This is a genomic window from Bordetella sputigena (assembly GCF_965137885.1).
GTDB classification, from domain to species: Bacteria; Pseudomonadota; Gammaproteobacteria; order Burkholderiales; family Burkholderiaceae_B; genus Bordetella_C; species Bordetella_C sputigena.
On record NZ_CBCSCA010000020.1, the window covers coordinates 36,763 to 54,240 of the forward strand.

Consider the following 17,478-nt stretch of genomic DNA (forward strand, 5'->3'; position numbering starts at 1 on the left):
GCTGGCGCTCCTCCAAACGAACTAAGCCGGGACGGCCGCGTTCATCCCCATAGGCGCCGGTCCGCCGTCGGCACGGCACCGGCCGGACCGGGCAGTCCGGCCGCCACATCTTGCCTCAGCCGTGACAGTTCGTCGTCGATGCGCGCGGCGTCTTCGGCCAGATCCTCCTCCAGGGAAGGCCGCAGCACGCTGTCGAGACGGCCGACCGCATCGCGCCACGCCTGCACCAGGGCCGCGCAGTCCCGGGCATGGGGGCCATCCGGTGGAAGCGCCGGCCGCATGCGCTCGACGAGCACGACCGCGCGGCGCAGATGTTCCACGGTGTCCGCAAGGGCGCGGCGCAGCGGCGAAATTGCTTCCAGGCCGGCGATGGGCGCGGCCTTCAACGCGTTGGCGTAGGCCAGCGCGGACCCGTCGTCGATCCGGCGCGCCACATCCGACGGCGATACCAGGCCGTAGTGGACCCTGGCCGGGACATCGTTGGCGGGATCGAACAGCAGCGGCGCCATGGGCAGCAACACGGCGGATTCGGCGTGCAGGATGCGGTCGATGCGATCGACGTCCAGGCGGCTTTGTATCATCGCCGGCCCCGTCCATAACAAATCGGCGTCGATACCGTCATCCCGCAGCCAGCGCATCACGGCATTCCGCATGGCGTCATCCAGGAATGCGCTGAGGTCGGTCCGCTCCGCATCCTTGAACCAGGCCCGCACCCGCGCCGGCGGGACGGTGCCGGACAGGACCGCCTCGCGGGCCCAGGCCTGGTCGAATCCCTGCATCATGACGCGGCTCAGCATGATCTGCTCCGCTACCGGAATCCGCTCGCGTTGCCATGCGGAGAACAATTCCCGCGCGGGGCGTGATGACCACATCAGGCGCGCCGACCCATCCGGCCCGGTATCGACGCTCACGCGCCAGCCGTCCAGGCGGGCGTGGCTCCTGGTCTTCCCAAGGTGCCAATAGGGGTCCAGGCGCCGCCGCGATGCTTCCATCAACGCCGCGAGCGGGGAATCATGGCCCCATTGCTGCGGGCGCAGATAGTACTGGGAGTAATCGCGCGCGACGACCATGCCTTGCCGCTCGACGGTGTTCTCGCGGTAGAACGCAGCGACGGAAGCGATCTCGTCCCTCAGGACCTCGCTGTCGACGACGCCCGCGGACGCCAGCAGCAGCATGGCGTGCTGCGAGGCGACCGCGGCCTCGGCCAGGCGCGGGATCACCTCGGGATGCACCAGGGCGCCGGGACAATGGGTGGCACGATTCACCGCCGTCGACGCCAGCAGGCAGGTTGTACGAGTTGCCGTTTTCGGCGCGGGCGTCTTCTCCGTAGCGCGCAAACGCGCATCCAGACCCGTCCAGGCCATCAAGGTATCCAGCGATACGCGCTTGTGCTGCAACAGGCCCAGGGCGATGGGCGAGAACAGCGCGATCAAGGTCAGATCCCAATAGTCGCGCGTGCCGCCGGCCGCGTAATTCTGCGGTCCGGGCTCGAGCTGCGCCGACGTCGCGGGCGGAACGTCGCGCGCGCAGGCCTGCGCCCATTGCGCGAAATCCTCGTACGGAATCAGGCCGCTTTCAAGGCCATCGCCCAGCAGGCATGGCAAGGCCTCCAGGCGCGCCTGCGCGTCGATAACGCGCATGCCGCGTTCCGCCAACTGCCGAAACGGCAGAAAGAAGCCGCGCTTGTCGAGCGCGGGATTGCGATCCAGCCGCGATTTGACGAACCGCAGCAAGGACAGGCTGGGTTCCGGCTCGTACCTGGGTTCGCCTTCGCCCCGGTCGCAGGAAACATGGTCGCGCCACAAGCCGCGCGTATCGATAAGCTGAAGTCTGAGCGCGTCGGCGTAAGGCAGGCTGGATGCGCCCGGCTCCGTTGGCCGCCGTGGCCTGAGTTCGCTCAGCAGTTCGTCGCCGCCTATGGCGTGAATCAGCTCGCTGGGGATAGGCCCATAACGCCCGGCGGGATACGAGGTTTCATGTGGCGGCTCCGGACAGGGCCGCAGCAGTTCCGCCAGCGCCATGGCGCCGGTATCGCCCAAGGCGCCTGGCGCGCCGCTCAACAACGAAAGGGCAAAAGCCTGCAGAGTCGCCTGGTCGAAAGCGGCGTCGCGCACCTGCCTGACCGATTGCATCAGTCCCTGGTCGAGCCCCGGGTTGCACGGACCGGCCGGTGCGTCAGGAGGAATCGGCGCCATCGAGGAACACGATGGCGCATGGACCGCGGAAGAGTCGAGGATGTCCGGCATGAGGTTTCCATACATTGGAAAAGCCCATTAGGAACATGCCCCGGCGACGGTTCCCACCGCCACGCCCCCGTTCGGAGACGGCGGAGTTCGGACATAGGGCGCGTTGGACGGAGCAAGGACTACACGCGGAAAACGCCGTCGCCCACATGAGGACCATAAGGACCATAAGGACCATAGGCACCATAAGCACCGGGTCCGCCAGTCAAGGCCCGCATGCTCCGGCCCAACTGTTCACGCAAATGCAGGAACGCGTTTTCGAATCCTCGGGGATCCCGACCGATGTCGTCTTCCAGCGTATGCGCGAGCATGCCCTCCAGCCGCGTCGCGGCATCCTGCCACGCCTGCCGCAAGGCCTCGCAGCGGTGGGCATGTTCGCTGCCCGGCGCGGTCAGGCTTCGCACTGTTTCCAGGGCATGCAGGGCGCTACGCAGGCCGGCAAGCACACTGGCGATGGCGGCACGCGGGGCCGAAATCCCCGCGCTCGCCGGCACCGCCGGCGACGCCTCCGTGGAAAATGGCAAGCAGCGTTGATCGGCCAGCTTTCGCCACAGTTCGTCCAGGGACATCAGGCCGTGGTAAACGAGCCGCGGGACGCCGGCGTCGGCATTGAAGATATCCGCCAGCACATCGGCGCTCAAAGGCGGATCGCCGTAAAGCAGATCGTCGATCTGGGCAGGACCGAGCCCGGTACGGATCATGGCCGGGACCAGGGCCAGCGTCGCGCCGCTCACTCGCGGATCGCGCAGCCAGCGCCCCACGGCCGCCTTCATCCCGTCGTCCAGCAATCCCGCGAGGTCCTCGATGGCTCCGTGGCCCGACCATGCCGACAGCCTTTCGTAGCGCTCCTTAGCAGGCAGCGCCGCATCGTAATCGACCATCCCATCGAGGCGGGCAAGCGGCGCCGGGCTATCCCGGTCCATGCCCCACGATACGAGGTCGCGCGCGGCTGCTTCGTCGAAACCCTGCATCATCAATCTGGCGATCCAGACGCGATCATCGATGTCGATGAGCCTGGTCCGCCAGGACGCGTAAAGCGCGGCCGCGGGCACGGCGCGCCAGTCCAGGAATGGGTCGCCATTGCTCCGGCGAGACACCGCCATCGTCCAGGACGTCAGCCGGGGATGATGCTTGACGGCCTCGAAGTATCTTTGCGCCAGCAGCAGATGCTCGGCATGGAGGCGTCCCAGCTCCTGGATGCTCTCCCACTGGGCGCGCAACCGGGGCTCGGGACCGAAATAAAAGGCGAAGCGCTGTTCGGCCAGCGCGGCGTCGCTGCTGGCCGGCGACTCCAGCGCCATTATGGTGGTGCGATACAGAATGGTCATGGACTCCATGACCTCTTCCATCGCGTGCCACTCGACGGTGCCGGCGGCGGACAACATGCAAGCGATGCCGCCGAGCGGCACGTAGCCATAGGCGAGATAAGGGATCACGTCCGGCGCTTCGATCGCGTCGGGCCGCGACGGCAATTCGTCTTCCCGGATCGACGCCAGCAGATGCGCAACGCGCGTGGCACAACCAGGCAAGGGGCCGTCGACGAAGGCATCGCCCGGAGCATGGACGCCGCGCGTGCGCGCGTCGATGCCTACCCACGCACACAGTGCCTCCAGCATGCCCGGCCCGCGCCCCAGCAGATTGCGCGCCAACGGCGAGAACAATGCGCCTAGCGTGATCTCCCAATACGCTCGCGGCGAAGCCGGATCCACGACACCGTCCGCGACCCCGGCCGCGCCCGAAGGCGCCAGCGACAGTTCGGCGGCGCAGGTGGCAACCCACTGCCGGAAGCAATGGAACGGGACCAGTCCTCGCTCCAGGCTTATGCCTATTCCATCGAGCGTGGGCAAGCCCGGCTTGCCGGCGACGCAGTCCAGGAGGCCCAAGCGCGCCAGCTCCCGGAATGGCTGGAGCAAGGCGGCAGGAAGCGCCTCCGCATCGGTACGCAGGCTGCGATCCAGAAAACGCAACAGCGCGGCGCCCGGCGCCGGCGTAAACCATGTGCCATCCGCCAGGCGCCGTGCCATCTGGCCGGACCATAGCGCGACCACGGCGGGCGGATGCCTGGGCTCCGCTATCCAGCTCACCGCCGGGATGGCGGGCAGGTTGCGATACAGGCTGCGCGCGGGCGGCACTTCCAGCACTGTGGCGCAGGGGTCGATGGTCTCGAGCCGTCGGCCCAGGGCTCGGCGGTCCTCCAGCAACCGTTCCGCCTTGTGCACGGCGTCCATGTCCCGCGCGGGCTCGGCCGCGGAATGGAGCAGCGGCCGCAGGAACCGCGCCAGCGCCTGGTGCAAGGGGTCCGCCGCGAGCGGCGCGTCCGCGCCGGCCCATGCGCCCCTGCCCGCCACCCCCGCGTCTTTCAAGATGGCAATGGCGAATGCCTCCAGCGCCAGACGATCGTAAGCCACATCGCGCAGCGCCCAGACCGCATGCGTCAGTCCCCGCTCCAGATCGATTCTGGCAACGTCGTCATCCGTGGCGGATGGCGCCTGTAGCGCCAAAGCGGAGGACTCTGCCGCGTCCATGGCGCCGTCGGTCGGACTTGGGGTGATTTTCATACGAGCTCCCGTCGCTGGAGGAAAGCCCATAAGGAACATCGCGCGCCGGGGGTTCCCATCCGGAGGCACAAGCCTTGCCCGCGTCGCGCCTGTCATCTCATCCTTGGGAGCAGGCATGAAAGACGAGGCACCCCGCTACGCCCGGGCAGAAGTCCTACATACTTTGGGGCGGTCGCTCTGGAAATACCGCAAACGCGCCGGGGCGGCCCTGGCGCTGCTGATCCTGGCGAAGGCCTTCGCGGTGGCCGTCCCTGTCGCCCTGAAAATGGTGGTGGACCAGCTGAGCCTGCCCGGACCGGAATTGGTGTTGCCCGTATTCCTGCTCATCGGCTATACGCTGCTGCGCTTTGCCGGCGGGCTGTTCACGGAACTGCGCGACATTGTCTTCTCCCCCGTCGCCCAGGCCACGGTGGCGGACTTCAATCTGCGCATCTTTGAACATCTGCACCGGCTGGGCGCGCGCTTTCATGCCAATCGCCAGACCGGCACGCTGGCGCGCGACGTCGAGCGCGGCACCAATGGCATCGGCTTCCTGATGGGCACCGCGCTGTTCACACTGCTGCCCACATTGGTGGAAATCGGATCGGTGGTGGTGATCCTGGTCGGCGCCTACGACCTGCGGTTCGCTGGCATCGTCGCCGCGACATTCGTCGTCTACGCCACCGTCACCTATGTGCTGACCAAGCGGCGCATCTTCTACCAGCGCATGATCAACGAGCTGGACTCGGCCGCGGGTGGACGCATGGTCGACAGCCTGCTCAACTACGAGTCGGTCAAGGTCTACACCAACGAGGCCGCCGAATCCCGGCGCCTGCGCGAACTGCTGGACCGCTGGCGCGCCGTGGGCATCGATAACCAACGCGCGCTGTCGACGCTGCATATTTCGCAGAGCGCGGTGATCGCATTGGGGGTGGGCGCGGTGATGCTGCTGGCGGGCGTGCAGGTCACCGGTCGCGCGATGACGGTGGGCGACCTCGTGCTGGTGAACGCGTACATCATCCAGATATGCCTGCCGCTCAATACGCTGGGACTGGTGTTCCGCCAGACCAAGGAGGCGATGATCAACGCGGAACAGGTCTGCTCCCTGCTGCGGCTGCCGCCGGAAAGCGATCCCGCGGTCGCGGCGCCGGCCTTCCAGCCGTCACGCGGCGAGCTGCGCTTCGAGAACGTCAACTTCAGCTACGAACCGGGCAGGCAGATACTCTGGGACGTCAGCCTGCATATTCCGCCGGGCGGCACATTGGCCGTGGTGGGCGGCAGCGGCTCCGGCAAATCGACACTGGGCCGCCTGCTCTTCCGCTTCTACGAGCCGGAGTCCGGCCGCATCACCGTGGACGGCGTCGATATTCGCACGGTGGACCCCACCAGCCTGCGCCGCTACCTGGGCATCGTGCCCCAGGATACGATGCTCTTCAACGACACCATCGCGTACAACATCGGCTACGGCCGGCAGGGCGCATCGCTGGCGGACATTATCGAGGCGGCCAAGGGCGCGCGCCTGCACGACTTCGTGCAAAGCCTGCCGGCGCAATACGACACGGTGGTCGGCGAACGCGGCGTCAAGCTGTCGGGCGGCGAACGGCAGCGCATCGCCATCGCCCGGGCCATCCTCAAGAATCCTCCCATCGTGCTATTCGACGAAGCGACATCCGCGCTGGATACGCGCACCGAACGCGCGATCCAGACCGAGCTCGACCGGATATCCCAAGGCCGCACCACCCTGATCATCGCGCATCGCCTGTCCACCGTGGTCGATGCCGATGAGATCGTCGTGCTGGAACACGGCCGCATCGTCGAACGCGGCAAGCATGCGGAGCTGCTGGCCCTGGATGGCATGTATGCGCAGATGTGGACCTTGCAGCGGCAGCAGAACGAATTGGAGAAGACCGGTTCGCGACAGTCCATGCAGCCCGTCAACCTGGCGGCGCTGGTCGCCGGCGTCCTGGATGGCATACGCCAGGTCATCGACGAAAAAGGCATCCATCTCTACACCGAACTGAGCATGGAGAACGCGCGGGTGACGGGCGACCCCGGCGTGCTGCAGCAGACCGTCTGGGACATGTGCCTGAACGCCATCGCGGCCACGCCGGCCGGCGGCCGCATCGAACTGAGCCTGCGCCGCGCGCAGGATAGCGCGCGGCTGGCTGTCACCGACGGGCGGCTGCCGCCCGCCGACGCCGCGGCGCTCGACGTCGCGGATCAGATGAACGCCGTGCTGGCCGACCGGCCTCCGCTGGACGCCACGCATGCACGGGCCGACATCGAGAAATTCGGCGGACGCTTCGGCAGCGATACATCGCCCATGGGTCCCGGCCGGACCTACTGGCTGGAGATGCCGCTGCGCGCGCCCAGCGCGCCCGCGCTGCCGTTCGTCGGGCCGGTGCAACAGGCATCGCTGCACGGCGCGCGCATATTCCTGGTGGACGACAGCGAAGAAGAGCGCGCCCGCGTGGGCGGCGCCCTGCAACGCGCGGGCGCCACCGTGCGGCATTTCAAGACCGGCGGCGCGCTGCTCGACGTGCTGCGGGACGCGCCCGCGGACGCCTGGCCGGATGCGCTGCTATGCGACGTCACGCTCGACGATATGGACGGGTACGCGATGGTGGGCGCGGTGCGACAGCTCGAGGCCGCGCGCGGCGTCGGCCTGGCCAACCGGATTCCCGCCATCGCGATATCCGGGCACTCCGCATCGGAAGGAAGGCTGCGCGCATTGATGGCGGGATATCAGACCCATTGCGCGCGACCCGCCGATGTCGATGCTTTGGTCAACACGACCGCGAAGCTCATGAGCGAGAAGTTCCATCGCTTGTAAGGGCTGCCCAACGGTGGCGCGACCTCGCGTTCTCATCCTTGAACCGTTACAGGAGAACCGTTACACGCGTGCGGACATACCGGCACGTAGCTTGCAGTCCAGCGCTGCCCGAGCAGAGGATGAGCCTGGAATTCACACGTGGATCAATACGTGTGACTCGTAGCTTAGTTCTCGAATGAGCGGCCAACACGTCGACCGGTATGGAGAGAACTATGCGAAGAATCGCCATCGTGAGTGAACACGCATCGCCATTGGCGCTTGCGGGCAGCGTCGATAGCGGCGGACAGAACATCTACGTCGCGCAGATCGCCAGACACTTCGCGCGGCTGGGCCACCAGGTGGACGTATTCACGCGAGCCGACAGCCAGCGGCTGCCGGCGGAGGTGACCTGGGAAGACAACGTCCGGGTCATCCACGTTCCCGCCGGGCCGGCGCGCGACATCCCCAAGGAACAGCTGCTGCCCTACATGGACGCCTTCGGCGATTTCCTGCTGCGCTACTTCCGCGGCCAGCCGCGGCGCTACGACATCGTGCACGCCAACTTCTTCATGTCGGCGCTGGCCGCGCTGCCGGCCGCGCGCGCATGCGGCATTCCCATCGCGGTCACTTTTCATGCGCTTGGCCGCGTGCGCCGCAGGTTCCAGAAAGAAGCCGATCTGTTCCCGGAATGCCGCTTCGACATCGAGGACGACATCATCGCGCGCGCCGACCGCATCATCGCGGAATGCCCGCAGGACAAGCGGGACATGGTGGAGCTGTACGGCGCCGATCCCGGCCGCATGTCCATCGTGCCCTGCGGCTACGACCCCGCCGAGATGATGCCCATGGACCGGACGCGCGCGCGCGCCGAACTCGGATGGAACGACAACCGCTTCACGCTGCTGCAGCTCGGCCGCATGGTCCCGCGCAAGGGCGTCGACAACGTGATACGCGCCTTGAGCCGCCTGCGGCATCGCCACGGCGTCGATGCCCGCCTGTGCGTGGTGGGCGGCAATAGCGCCACGCCTTCGGAAGACGCCACGCCCGAGCTGGCCCGCCTGCGCGCCATCGCGCGCGAAGAAGGCGTGCTGCGGCACGTGGAGTTCACCGGCCGGCGCGATCGGCTGCAGCTCCGCGCCTATTACTGCGCCAGCGATGTCTTCGTGACCACGCCGTGGTACGAGCCCTTCGGCATCACGCCATTGGAAGCGATGGCCTGCGCGCGGCCGGTGGTGGGTTCCGATACCGGGGGCATCCGGTTTTCGGTGCGGCACGGCGAGACCGGCTGGCTGGTCCCGCCCAAGGACCCGGATGCGCTGGCCGACCGCCTGGCCATGCTGGCGCGCGACAGCCTGCTGCGCCATCGCATGGGCGAAGCCGGCCTGCAACGGGCGCGCAAGCACTTCACCTGGCAAGGCGTCAGCCGCCAACTGCTGGACGTCTTCGAAGAAATCATGGCGCCGGCCACCGTGCCCGACGTCGTCCCGGCGCCCGCGGAAGCCGCGGCTCGCGCCATTGCCTGAGGAGCAGATTGAATGCGTGATACCGATACATCGACCCTGTCCGGCCGCGTGGCCATCGTCACCGGCGGCGGCAGCGGCCTGGGCAAGGCCATCTGCGAAGCCCTGGCCGCGGACGGCGTCGACGTCGTGGTGGCGGACTACGACGTCGACGCCGCCGAACGTGTCGCCCGGTCGCTGCCGGGCGAACGCGGGCTGGCCTTGCATCTGGACGTCGGCAACGAGCAGCAGGTGCGCGATGCGCTGCGGCAGACGGCCGAACGCTACGGCCGGCTCGACATCCTGATCAACAATGCGGGGGTCGATGTGACGGCGCCGCTGGAAGAACTCAGCGTGGCCGCCTGGGAGCGGGTGGTCCGCACCAACCTGACGGGTCCGTTCATGGTCTGCAAGTACGGCATGGAGCACCTGGGCAAGGGCGGCCACATCGTCAATATCGCGTCGACCGCGGCCCGGCGCGCCTGGCCCAATGCGTCGGTGTACCACTCCACCAAGTACGGCCTCATGGGCCTGTCCCATGCCCTGCATGCCGAACTGCGCCCCAAGGGCATCAAGGTGTCCGCGGTCATCGCCGGCGGCATGCGCACGCCTTTCCTGCTGGATCGCTTTCCCGATATCGACGCCGGCACGCTGCAGGATCCGGCCAATGTGGCGCGGGCGGTGCGCTTCGTGTTGACCCAGCCGGAAGAGACCGTCATCCCGGAAGTGATGGTACTGCCCATGCGCGAGACCTCCTGGCCATGAAGCCCGCCATCTTCCTGGACAAGGACGGCACGCTGCTGGTCGACGTTCCCTATAACGTCGATCCGTCGCGGATGGTGTGGGCGCCCGGCGCGCGCGAAGGCGTTACGCTGCTGGGCCAGCTGGGCCATCCGCTGATCGTCGTCAGCAACCAGTCCGGCGTGGCGATGGGCCGCTTCGACGAAGCGGCCCTGGATCCCATGCGCCGGCGCCTGGAAGCCATGTTCCGCACCCAGGGAGCGCAACTGGCGGACTTCTACTACTGCCCGCACCATCCGGACGGCACGCAGCCCGCATATGCCGTGTCGTGCATCTGCCGCAAGCCCATGCCCGGACTCTTGCGCCGGGCGGCGGCCGACCACGGCATCGATCTGCACGCTTCATGGTTCGTGGGCGACATCCTCAACGACGTCGAGGCCGGGGCCCGCGCGGGCTGTCACACGGTACTGCTGGACAACGGCCATGAAACCGAGTGGGTGCGCGGACGCTGGCGCACGCCGGACGAAACGCTGCCCGACATGTTCATGGCGGCGCGCCTGATCGCCCAGAAACTGCGCTGCGCGCCGCTGCGCGGGAAGGAGACGGCATGACCGCTTCATCGAGCTTCGACGGCGGCACGGCGTCCGCCGCCGCGGCGCAAGGCTGGCATGAGGCCCGCAATCTGCTTTGCATACGTCTCGACAACATGGGCGACGTGCTGATGACCACCCCGGCCCTGCGCGCGCTTAAAGCCGCGCGACCGGATCGGCGCCTGACGCTGCTGGCGTCGCGCTCGGGCGCGGCAATCGCGCCCCACGTGTCCGAAATCGACGACTTGATCGTCTACGAGGCGGCCTGGGTCAAGACCGCCGGCAGCCCGCCCGCGACCTTCCACGCGACGGTGGAGCGGCTGCGCGAGCGCCGCTTCGACGGCGCGGTCATCTTTACGGTCTATAGCCAGAGCGCCCTGCCCGCGGCCCTGATGTGCCATGCCGCCGGCATTCCGCGCGTACTGGCCTATAGCCGCGAAAACCCGTATCACCTGATCAGCGACTGGGCGCGGGAAATCGAGCCCCTGCCCGAGCCGCGTCACGAAGTGCGGCGCCAGCTGGACCTGGTCTCGACCATCGGGGCGCACGCGGCCGACACGCACCTGTCGTTCAAAGTCCACGACGCGGACCACGCGGGCCTGGACCGGGCGCTGCGGTCGCATGGCGTATCGCTGCCGCATGGCTGGGTGCTCGCCCACTGCGGCGCGACCGCCGAATCCCGCCGCTATCCGGCTGCCTTGTTCGCGCAAGCCATCGACATGCTGGCCGGCGCCGGCGAATGCGTGATCCTGACCGGATCGCCCGACGAGAAAGCGCTGGTGGACGAAGTCGTGGCGCGCAGCTGCGATCCGCGCCGGCTGGTGAACCTGGCGGGGGCGCTGACGCTGGGTGAATTCGGCGCGCTGATTGCGCGCGCCGGCTTGCTGGTGTCCAACAACAGCGGTCCGGTGCATATCGCCGCCGCCCTGGGTACGCCCATCGTGGATCTCTATGCGCTGACCAATCCGCAACATACCCCGTGGGAAGTGCCGCATCGCCTGCTGTACCGCGACGTTCCCTGCAAGTACTGCTATCGCAGCGTTTGTCCGCTGGGCCATCACGCCTGCCTCAGCGCGGTCGACCCGTCGCAGGTGGCGCAGGCGGCATTCGAACTGCTGGAAAGCCAGGCGGGCACACGGCCGCCCATCATGATCAAGGCTGCCTGAAGCAAAGCAGGCAGCCCGCGACAACGCACAGGCAACGAAAAGGACAACGTCATGTACACATTGGGCATCAACGCCGCCTTCCACGATTGTTCCGCCACGCTGGTACGCGATGGCGAGGTGCTGGCGGCCGCGGAAGAAGAACGCTTCACCCGCATCAAGCACGGCAAGCGTCCCGTGCCCTTCACCGCATGGCAACTGCCCTATCACGCCATCGACTACTGCCTGGCCCACGCCGGCATCACGCTGTACGACGTCGATCACGTGGCCTATTCCTTCGACCCGGCCTTGCTCGCGAGCGGCCGCTCGCTGCCCGAAACCATCACGCTGCCGCTGGAGCCTTCGCGGCAACCGCGCGGACCGGACGGCCAGTCGCCCTGGGATCCGCTGTTCCTGTCCTATATCGTGAACGCGCCGCGGCAGCTGATAGGCGGCGCCCCGCATCACTTGCGCACGCGCTTCGAGGGGCTGACGCTGGAACAGTTGCTGGGCCGCTGGCAGTATGTGGAGCACCATCTGTCGCACGAGGCCAGCGCCTTCCTGGCGGCCCCCTGCGAGGAGTGCGCCGTGCTGACCATGGACGGCCGCGGCGAGCGGGCCACCACCAGCTATGGCTATTTCTCGAACGGACGCTATCGGCGCATCAAGCAGATCGATCTGCCGCACTCGCTGGGACTGCTTTACGAGGACGTCACCGACTACCTGGGCTTTCTGCGGTCCTCGGACGAATACAAGGTGATGGCGCTGGCCTCCTACGGCAAGCCCGAATACGTGGACCTGTTCCGCAAGATCGTACGGCTGGACAAGGAAGGCGGCTACGCGATCGAGCCGGTGAACCTGACCAGCCAGTTCGGTCCGGCGCGCAAGCGCGGCACGCCCTTCGAGCAGCGCCACATGAATATCGCGCATTCGCTGCAGCAGGTGCTGGAAGACACCGCCCTGCACATGAGCAAATGGCTGCACGAACAGACCGGGGCGCGGCATCTGAGCATGGCCGGCGGCGTGGCGTTGAACTGCGTGATGAACGCGCGCATCGCGGCGGAGGGCCCGTTCGACTCCGTATGGGTGCAGCCGGCCGCGGGCGATGCCGGTACCTCGCTGGGCGCGGCGCTATGGGTGGACTACGAACGCCGCGAGTCGCCGGGCCGGCGCTGGACCATGCAGCACGCCTATCTGGGCCCCGAGTATGCCGACGAAGACATCGAGCGCCTGCTCGACCGCTCGCGCCTGGCGTACCGGCGGCTGGACAATGTGGCGGAAGAAGCCGCGGAACTGCTGGCCCAGGAAAAAATCCTGGGCTGGTTCCAGGGTCGCATGGAATTCGGCCCGCGCGCGCTGGGGGCGCGCTCCATCCTGGCATCGCCGCGCGATAGCGCCATGCAGGCACGGCTGAACGGCCTGAAGGACCGCGAGGATTTCCGCCCGGTGGCGCCCGTCGTCATGGAAGAGCGCGCGCACGAATGGTTCGACGCGCGCGGCGAAACGGGCATCTGCGCGCCCTTCATGCTGTTCGTCTACGACGTGCTGCCGCATCGCGAACGGCAGATACCCGCGGTCAAGCACATCGACGGCACGGCGCGCGTGCAAACGGTCCGCCGCGATCAGCACGCGCTGTACTACGACCTGCTGGCCGCCTTCGAACGCCGCACCGGCGTGCCCGTGCTGGTGAACACCTCGTTCAACACGCGCGGCCTGCCGGTGGTCTGCTCGCCGCGCGACGCGCTGGAATCGTTCTGGACGTCGCCGCTGGATGCGCTGGTGATCGGCAGCTATGTGGTGGAGAAGCCGGTCTGAACGGTGCCCGCCGGCACAACCGCAAAACACCAGACCGACCAGGACCAATGATCAGGATGAACCGATGATTGCTCAATCCCGACCGCGGATCTCCGTGGTGGTCCCGACCTACCGCCGCCCCGATCTGCTCGAACGTTGCCTGGGCGCCCTGCTGCGCCAGACGCTGAACCCGAACGATTACGAGATCATCGTCTGCGACGACGGCCCCAGCGATGCCGCTTATCAAGTGGTGCGCAAAATGATGCCCGTGGCCGGCGGGCCGGCGGTGCATTACGTTCCCGTCACGGGCACGCAGGGACCGGCGGGGGCGCGCAACGCCGGATGGCGGCGCGCGCGGGCGGAGCTGATTGCGTTTACCGATGACGATACGGTGCCCGACCCCGCCTGGCTGGCCGCCGGCCTCGCGGCTTTCGCGCCCGATGTGGATGCGCTGTCGGGCCGCATCATCATGCCGCTGCCGCCCAATCCCACGGACTACGAGCTGGACGCCAGCCGCCTGCAGGATGCCGAGTTCGCCACGGCGAATGTCTTCCTGCGGCGTGGCGCCCTGGAACGGGTGGGCGGCTTCGACCCGCGCTTCCAGCTGGCCTGGCGCGAGGACTCGGACCTGCATTTTTCCCTGATGGAACACGGCCTGCGCATCGCGCGCGCGCCGCAGGCCATTGTCGTGCATCCGATCCGCCCGGGCGCCTTCGGCGTCGGCATAGGCATGCAGCGCAAAATTGTGTTCGATACCCTGCTGTACAAGAAGCATCCGCGCTTGTATCGGGAGCGGATCCGGCCGCATCCGCCGTGGTTCTATCTTTCCGTGACCGCCATGCTGCTGCTGGCGGTCGCCGCCCTCGCCGTGGGCTGGTTCGCGGCGGGCTGCGCCGCATTGCTGGCCTGGCTGGCGTTGACGGGCTGGTTCAGCCTGCGCCGCCTGCGCGGTACGCGGCGCACGCCCGACCATATCGCGGAGATCTTCATGACGTCCGCCGCGATTCCACCGCTGTCGATTTTCTGGCGCATCGTCGGGTCGCTGCGCTACAAGGCGGGCTTTCCATGATGGACGATCTCTGGCATCCACGGCCACGCCGCATCGCCGTTTTCCGCGCGCTGCAGCTCGGCGACATGCTGTGCGCCATCCCGGCGCTGCGCGCCCTGCGCCAGCACTGCCCGGAGGCCCACATTACCTTGATCGGGCTCGACAATGCGCGGCCGTTCGTGCGGCGCTATTACCGCTACTTCAACGAGCTGCTGCCCTTTCCCGGTATTCCGGGCTTTCCGGAACAGGCGGCGCGGCCCGAAGCGCTGCCGGCGTTCTATCGCGAAGCGCAGGCGCGCGAGTTCGACCTTGCCGTGCAGATGCACGGCAGCGGCACGATGTCGCTACCCATCGTACGTTCGCTGGGCGCGCGCGCGCATGCTGGCTTCGTGCCGCATGCCGGCATGGCGCGGCCGGGCCGCCTCATGCCCTGGCCGGACGACCTGCCCGAACCGTTGCGCTATACCGCGCTGATGCAATTCATGGGCGTGCCGGTGCATGGCGACGCATTGGAAATGCCCTTGACCGCGGAAGACCACGCGGACGCCGGGCGCATCGCCGCCGAAGCCGGCTTCGCGCCGGAACGCACCATCTTCATCCACCCGGGCGCGCGGCTGCGATCACGCCGCTGGCCCGCTGCCCGTTACGGCGCGGTGGCGGCCAGGCTGGCCGGGCTGGCCGGGCTGGGCTGGCGTGTCGCCGTAACGGGCAGCGCCGGAGAGCGCGCGCTGACGACGGAAGTCCTGCGAGCGGCGGGGCCGCACGCCGTCGACCTGACGGCCCGTACGTCGCTGGGCGGCCTGGCCGCGCTGCTGTCGCGCGCGCCGCTGCTGGTATGCAACGACACCGGCGTGTCGCACATCGCCGCCGCGGTGGGCACGCCCAGCGTGATCGTGGCCTGCGGCAGCGACACAAGGCGCTGGGCGCCGCTGGACCAGGCGCGCCACACCGTCCTGGCCGACTATCCGTCCTGCCGCCCCTGCGCGCACGAAACCTGCCCTATCGGCCACGTCTGCGCCCTGAATGTATCGGTCGACGCGGTCATGCGCGCCGTCGACGAAAAGCTCAGCCTGTTGGAAGCAAGGACCAGCCATGCCGCGTAGTTCCGACCCGTCGCGCCCACTGCGCATCCTGACCTGGCACGTGCACGGCAACTACCTGTACGCGCTGACGCGCGTGCCTCACGAATTCATCGTGCCGGTGCGCGCGGGCAGCCCGCCCGGCTACGGCGCGCTGGGCAACCGCATCCCGTGGGGCGCGCACGTGCGCGAGATCGACGCCGACGCGATCCGCGACGCGCAATTCGATTGCGTGGTGTACCAATCGCGCGCCATCTACGAGGAACGCGAACGGCTGTTGTCGCCGGCGCAGCTTGCGCTGCCCTGCGCCTACATCGAACACGATCCGCCCATGCCGCATCCCACGGACACCGGGCACGGATTCCGGCATGAGCGCGGCATCCTGGTACACGTCACGCACTACAACCGCGCGGCCTGGAACAACGGCACGGTGCGCACGGCCGTCATCGAGCATGGCGTTCCCGCGCCGCGCATCGATCCGCAAGCCGGCAGCGTGGCGCGCGGCATCACCGTCATCAATCACCTGCGCCGGCGCGGCCGCCGCATGGGCGCGGACCTGTTCGAGCAGGCGCGCGAACAGGTGCCGCTGGACCTGATCGGCATGGACTCGCCATCCATGGGCGGACTGGGCGAGATCCCCAATATGGAGGTGGGCGCCTTCGTATCGCGCTACCGCTTCTTCTACAGCCCTATCCGCTACACCAGCCTGGGCCTGGCCCTGATCGAGGCCATGATGGCCGGTTTGCCGGTGGTGGGCTTCGCGGCCACCGAGCTGGCGCGGGTCATCGTCAATGGCCGCAACGGCTATATCGATACCGATCCGGAGCAGCTCATCGATGTTATGAAGGCCCTGATAGATGAACCGCGCCTGGCCGCCGACTGGGGCGCGGAAGCAAGAAAAACGGCACTGGAGCGCTACGGCATGGACCGCTTCGTGGGGGATTGGACAGCCCTGTTCGCAAGGCTAATGGGAGATACGCAATGATCCAGGCTCGTTCTCGTCCTTTGCGCGTGCTCGTTTCGGGCGGCGCCGGCTTCATCGGCTCGCATCTGTGCGCGCGGCTGCTCGACAAGGGGCATACCGTCATCTGCCTGGACAATTTCTATACCGGCCAGGTGCAGCACGTCGAGCCCATGAAGACCAATCCCCGTTTCACCCTGGTCACCCATGACGTCGTCGATCCCTTCGAGACCGAGGTCGACCGCATCTACAACCTGGCCTGCCCTGCTTCGCCCATCCATTACCAGAACCAGCCGGTGCATACGCTGCGCACCTGCGTGCTGGGCGCGATGAACATGCTGGAGCTCGCTCGCAGGACGCGCGCGCGCATCCTGCAGGCATCGACCAGCGAGGTCTACGGCGACCCGCAGGTGCATCCACAGCGCGAAAGCTACTGGGGCCACGTCAATCCGATCGGAATACGATCCTGCTATGACGAAGGCAAACGCTGCGCGGAGACCCTGTTCCACGACTACGCGCGCGTGTATGGCGTGAAGATAAAGATCGCGCGCATCTTCAACACCTATGGTCCGAGCATGGCGCCGAACGACGGCCGTATCGTTTCGAACTTCATCCTGCAGGCATTGCAAGGGCAACCCATCACGATCTACGGCGACGGCAGCCAGACGCGCGCGTTCTGCTATGTCGACGATATGGTGGACGCCCTGGAACGTCTGATGGAAAGCCCGGATGATGTGACCGGCCCGATCAATCTGGGCAATCCGCAGGAGCTGACGGTGCTGGACATCGCCCAGCGCATCCAGCGACTGGCGGGTACCCACGTGCCGCTGGACTTCCAGCCGCTGCCGCCCGACGATCCGACCCAGCGCTGCCCCGATATCGGCCTGGCGGCGCGGGAGCTCGGCTGGGCGCCCAGCGTGCCGGTGGATGAGGGGCTGCGTCACACGATCCGCTATTTCAGCCAGTTCGTGAACGCCGATATCGTGCGGGCGCCGGCGCGTGCCGATGTCCCGCTGTAGGCGCGCGACGCGC

The 17,478-nt window shown here is 67.5% G+C and carries 12 protein-coding genes; 10 read left to right on the forward strand and 2 right to left on the reverse strand.

Going from position 1 to position 17,478, the window contains the following annotated elements:
* Positions 1 to 41 precede the first annotated feature (41 nt).
* Both ACNA0R_RS25890 and ACNA0R_RS25895 read right to left on the reverse strand, forming a co-directional pair.
* Positions 42 to 2,246 (reverse strand): hypothetical protein, encoded by a 2,205-nt coding sequence (locus ACNA0R_RS25890; protein WP_415828948.1) that lies wholly within the window; start codon positions 2,244 to 2,246, stop codon positions 42 to 44.
* A 119-nt stretch (positions 2,247 to 2,365) separates the two neighbouring features.
* Entirely contained in the window at positions 2,366 to 4,801 is a 2,436-nt protein-coding gene (locus ACNA0R_RS25895) for a hypothetical protein (protein WP_415828949.1), read from the reverse strand.
* Positions 4,802 to 4,916: 115 nt separating this feature from the next.
* Between ACNA0R_RS25895 and ACNA0R_RS25900 the strand changes: the two genes are divergently transcribed.
* The 10 genes from ACNA0R_RS25900 to ACNA0R_RS25945 all read left to right on the forward strand — a co-directional run bounded on the left by ACNA0R_RS25900 (position 4,917) and on the right by ACNA0R_RS25945 (position 17,465).
* Entirely contained in the window at positions 4,917 to 7,613 is a 2,697-nt protein-coding gene (locus tag ACNA0R_RS25900; RefSeq protein WP_415828950.1) for an ATP-binding cassette domain-containing protein, read from the forward strand.
* 212 nt (positions 7,614 to 7,825) lie between these two features.
* Positions 7,826 to 9,115 (forward strand): glycosyltransferase family 4 protein, encoded by a 1,290-nt coding sequence (locus ACNA0R_RS25905; protein ID WP_415828951.1) that lies wholly within the window; start codon positions 7,826 to 7,828, stop codon positions 9,113 to 9,115.
* Between the two features lie 12 nt (positions 9,116 to 9,127).
* Positions 9,128 to 9,856, forward strand: a complete 729-nt coding sequence (locus tag ACNA0R_RS25910) for an SDR family oxidoreductase (protein WP_415828952.1) — start codon at positions 9,128 to 9,130, stop codon at positions 9,854 to 9,856.
* Positions 9,853 to 10,443, forward strand: coding sequence for a D-glycero-alpha-D-manno-heptose-1,7-bisphosphate 7-phosphatase (locus ACNA0R_RS25915; RefSeq protein ID WP_415828953.1), 591 nt, complete (start codon positions 9,853 to 9,855; stop codon positions 10,441 to 10,443). The genes ACNA0R_RS25910 and ACNA0R_RS25915 overlap by 4 nt, the downstream gene beginning before the upstream one ends.
* Positions 10,440 to 11,588 (forward strand): glycosyltransferase family 9 protein, encoded by a 1,149-nt coding sequence (locus tag ACNA0R_RS25920; protein WP_415828954.1) that lies wholly within the window; start codon positions 10,440 to 10,442, stop codon positions 11,586 to 11,588. Before ACNA0R_RS25915 ends, ACNA0R_RS25920 begins: the two co-directional genes overlap by 4 nt.
* A gap of 51 nt (positions 11,589 to 11,639) precedes the next feature.
* Positions 11,640 to 13,379 carry a carbamoyltransferase family protein gene (locus tag ACNA0R_RS25925; protein ID WP_415828955.1) on the forward strand — a complete coding sequence of 580 codons (1,740 nt, stop codon included), beginning with the start codon at positions 11,640 to 11,642 and terminating at the stop codon, positions 13,377 to 13,379.
* 64 nt (positions 13,380 to 13,443) lie between these two features.
* Positions 13,444 to 14,427: a glycosyltransferase family 2 protein gene (locus ACNA0R_RS25930; RefSeq protein WP_415828956.1), complete on the forward strand. Its 984-nt coding sequence runs from the start codon at positions 13,444 to 13,446 to the stop codon at positions 14,425 to 14,427.
* Positions 14,424 to 15,509, forward strand: coding sequence for a glycosyltransferase family 9 protein (locus ACNA0R_RS25935; protein ID WP_415828957.1), 1,086 nt, complete (start codon positions 14,424 to 14,426; stop codon positions 15,507 to 15,509). The genes ACNA0R_RS25930 and ACNA0R_RS25935 overlap by 4 nt, the downstream gene beginning before the upstream one ends.
* Entirely contained in the window at positions 15,499 to 16,470 is a 972-nt protein-coding gene (locus ACNA0R_RS25940; protein WP_415828958.1) for a glycosyltransferase family 4 protein, read from the forward strand. Before ACNA0R_RS25935 ends, ACNA0R_RS25940 begins: the two co-directional genes overlap by 11 nt.
* Positions 16,467 to 17,465 carry a UDP-glucuronic acid decarboxylase family protein gene (locus ACNA0R_RS25945; protein WP_415828959.1) on the forward strand — a complete coding sequence of 333 codons (999 nt, stop codon included), beginning with the start codon at positions 16,467 to 16,469 and terminating at the stop codon, positions 17,463 to 17,465. The genes ACNA0R_RS25940 and ACNA0R_RS25945 overlap by 4 nt, the downstream gene beginning before the upstream one ends.
* Positions 17,466 to 17,478: the final 13 nt, after the last annotated feature.

Bases quoted from the DNA above. Each gene is read 5' to 3' on its own strand.
- ACNA0R_RS25920 (WP_415828954.1), top strand. From the start codon at position 10,440: ATGACCGCTTCATCGAGCTTCGACGGCGGCACGGCGTCCGCCGCCGCG.
- ACNA0R_RS25940 (WP_415828958.1), top strand. From the start codon at position 15,499: ATGCCGCGTAGTTCCGACCCGTCGCGCCCACTGCGCATCCTGACCTGG.
- ACNA0R_RS25890 (WP_415828948.1), bottom strand. From the start codon at position 2,246: ATGCCGGACATCCTCGACTCTTCCGCGGTCCATGCGCCATCGTGTTCC.
- ACNA0R_RS25900 (WP_415828950.1), top strand. From the start codon at position 4,917: ATGAAAGACGAGGCACCCCGCTACGCCCGGGCAGAAGTCCTACATACT.
- ACNA0R_RS25915 (WP_415828953.1), top strand. From the start codon at position 9,853: ATGAAGCCCGCCATCTTCCTGGACAAGGACGGCACGCTGCTGGTCGAC.
- ACNA0R_RS25925 (WP_415828955.1), top strand. From the start codon at position 11,640: ATGTACACATTGGGCATCAACGCCGCCTTCCACGATTGTTCCGCCACG.
- ACNA0R_RS25930 (WP_415828956.1), top strand. From the start codon at position 13,444: ATGATTGCTCAATCCCGACCGCGGATCTCCGTGGTGGTCCCGACCTAC.
- ACNA0R_RS25945 (WP_415828959.1), top strand. From the start codon at position 16,467: ATGATCCAGGCTCGTTCTCGTCCTTTGCGCGTGCTCGTTTCGGGCGGC.
- ACNA0R_RS25910 (WP_415828952.1), top strand. From the start codon at position 9,128: ATGCGTGATACCGATACATCGACCCTGTCCGGCCGCGTGGCCATCGTC.
- ACNA0R_RS25895 (WP_415828949.1), bottom strand. From the start codon at position 4,801: ATGAAAATCACCCCAAGTCCGACCGACGGCGCCATGGACGCGGCAGAG.
- ACNA0R_RS25935 (WP_415828957.1), top strand. From the start codon at position 14,424: ATGATGGACGATCTCTGGCATCCACGGCCACGCCGCATCGCCGTTTTC.
- ACNA0R_RS25905 (WP_415828951.1), top strand. From the start codon at position 7,826: ATGCGAAGAATCGCCATCGTGAGTGAACACGCATCGCCATTGGCGCTT.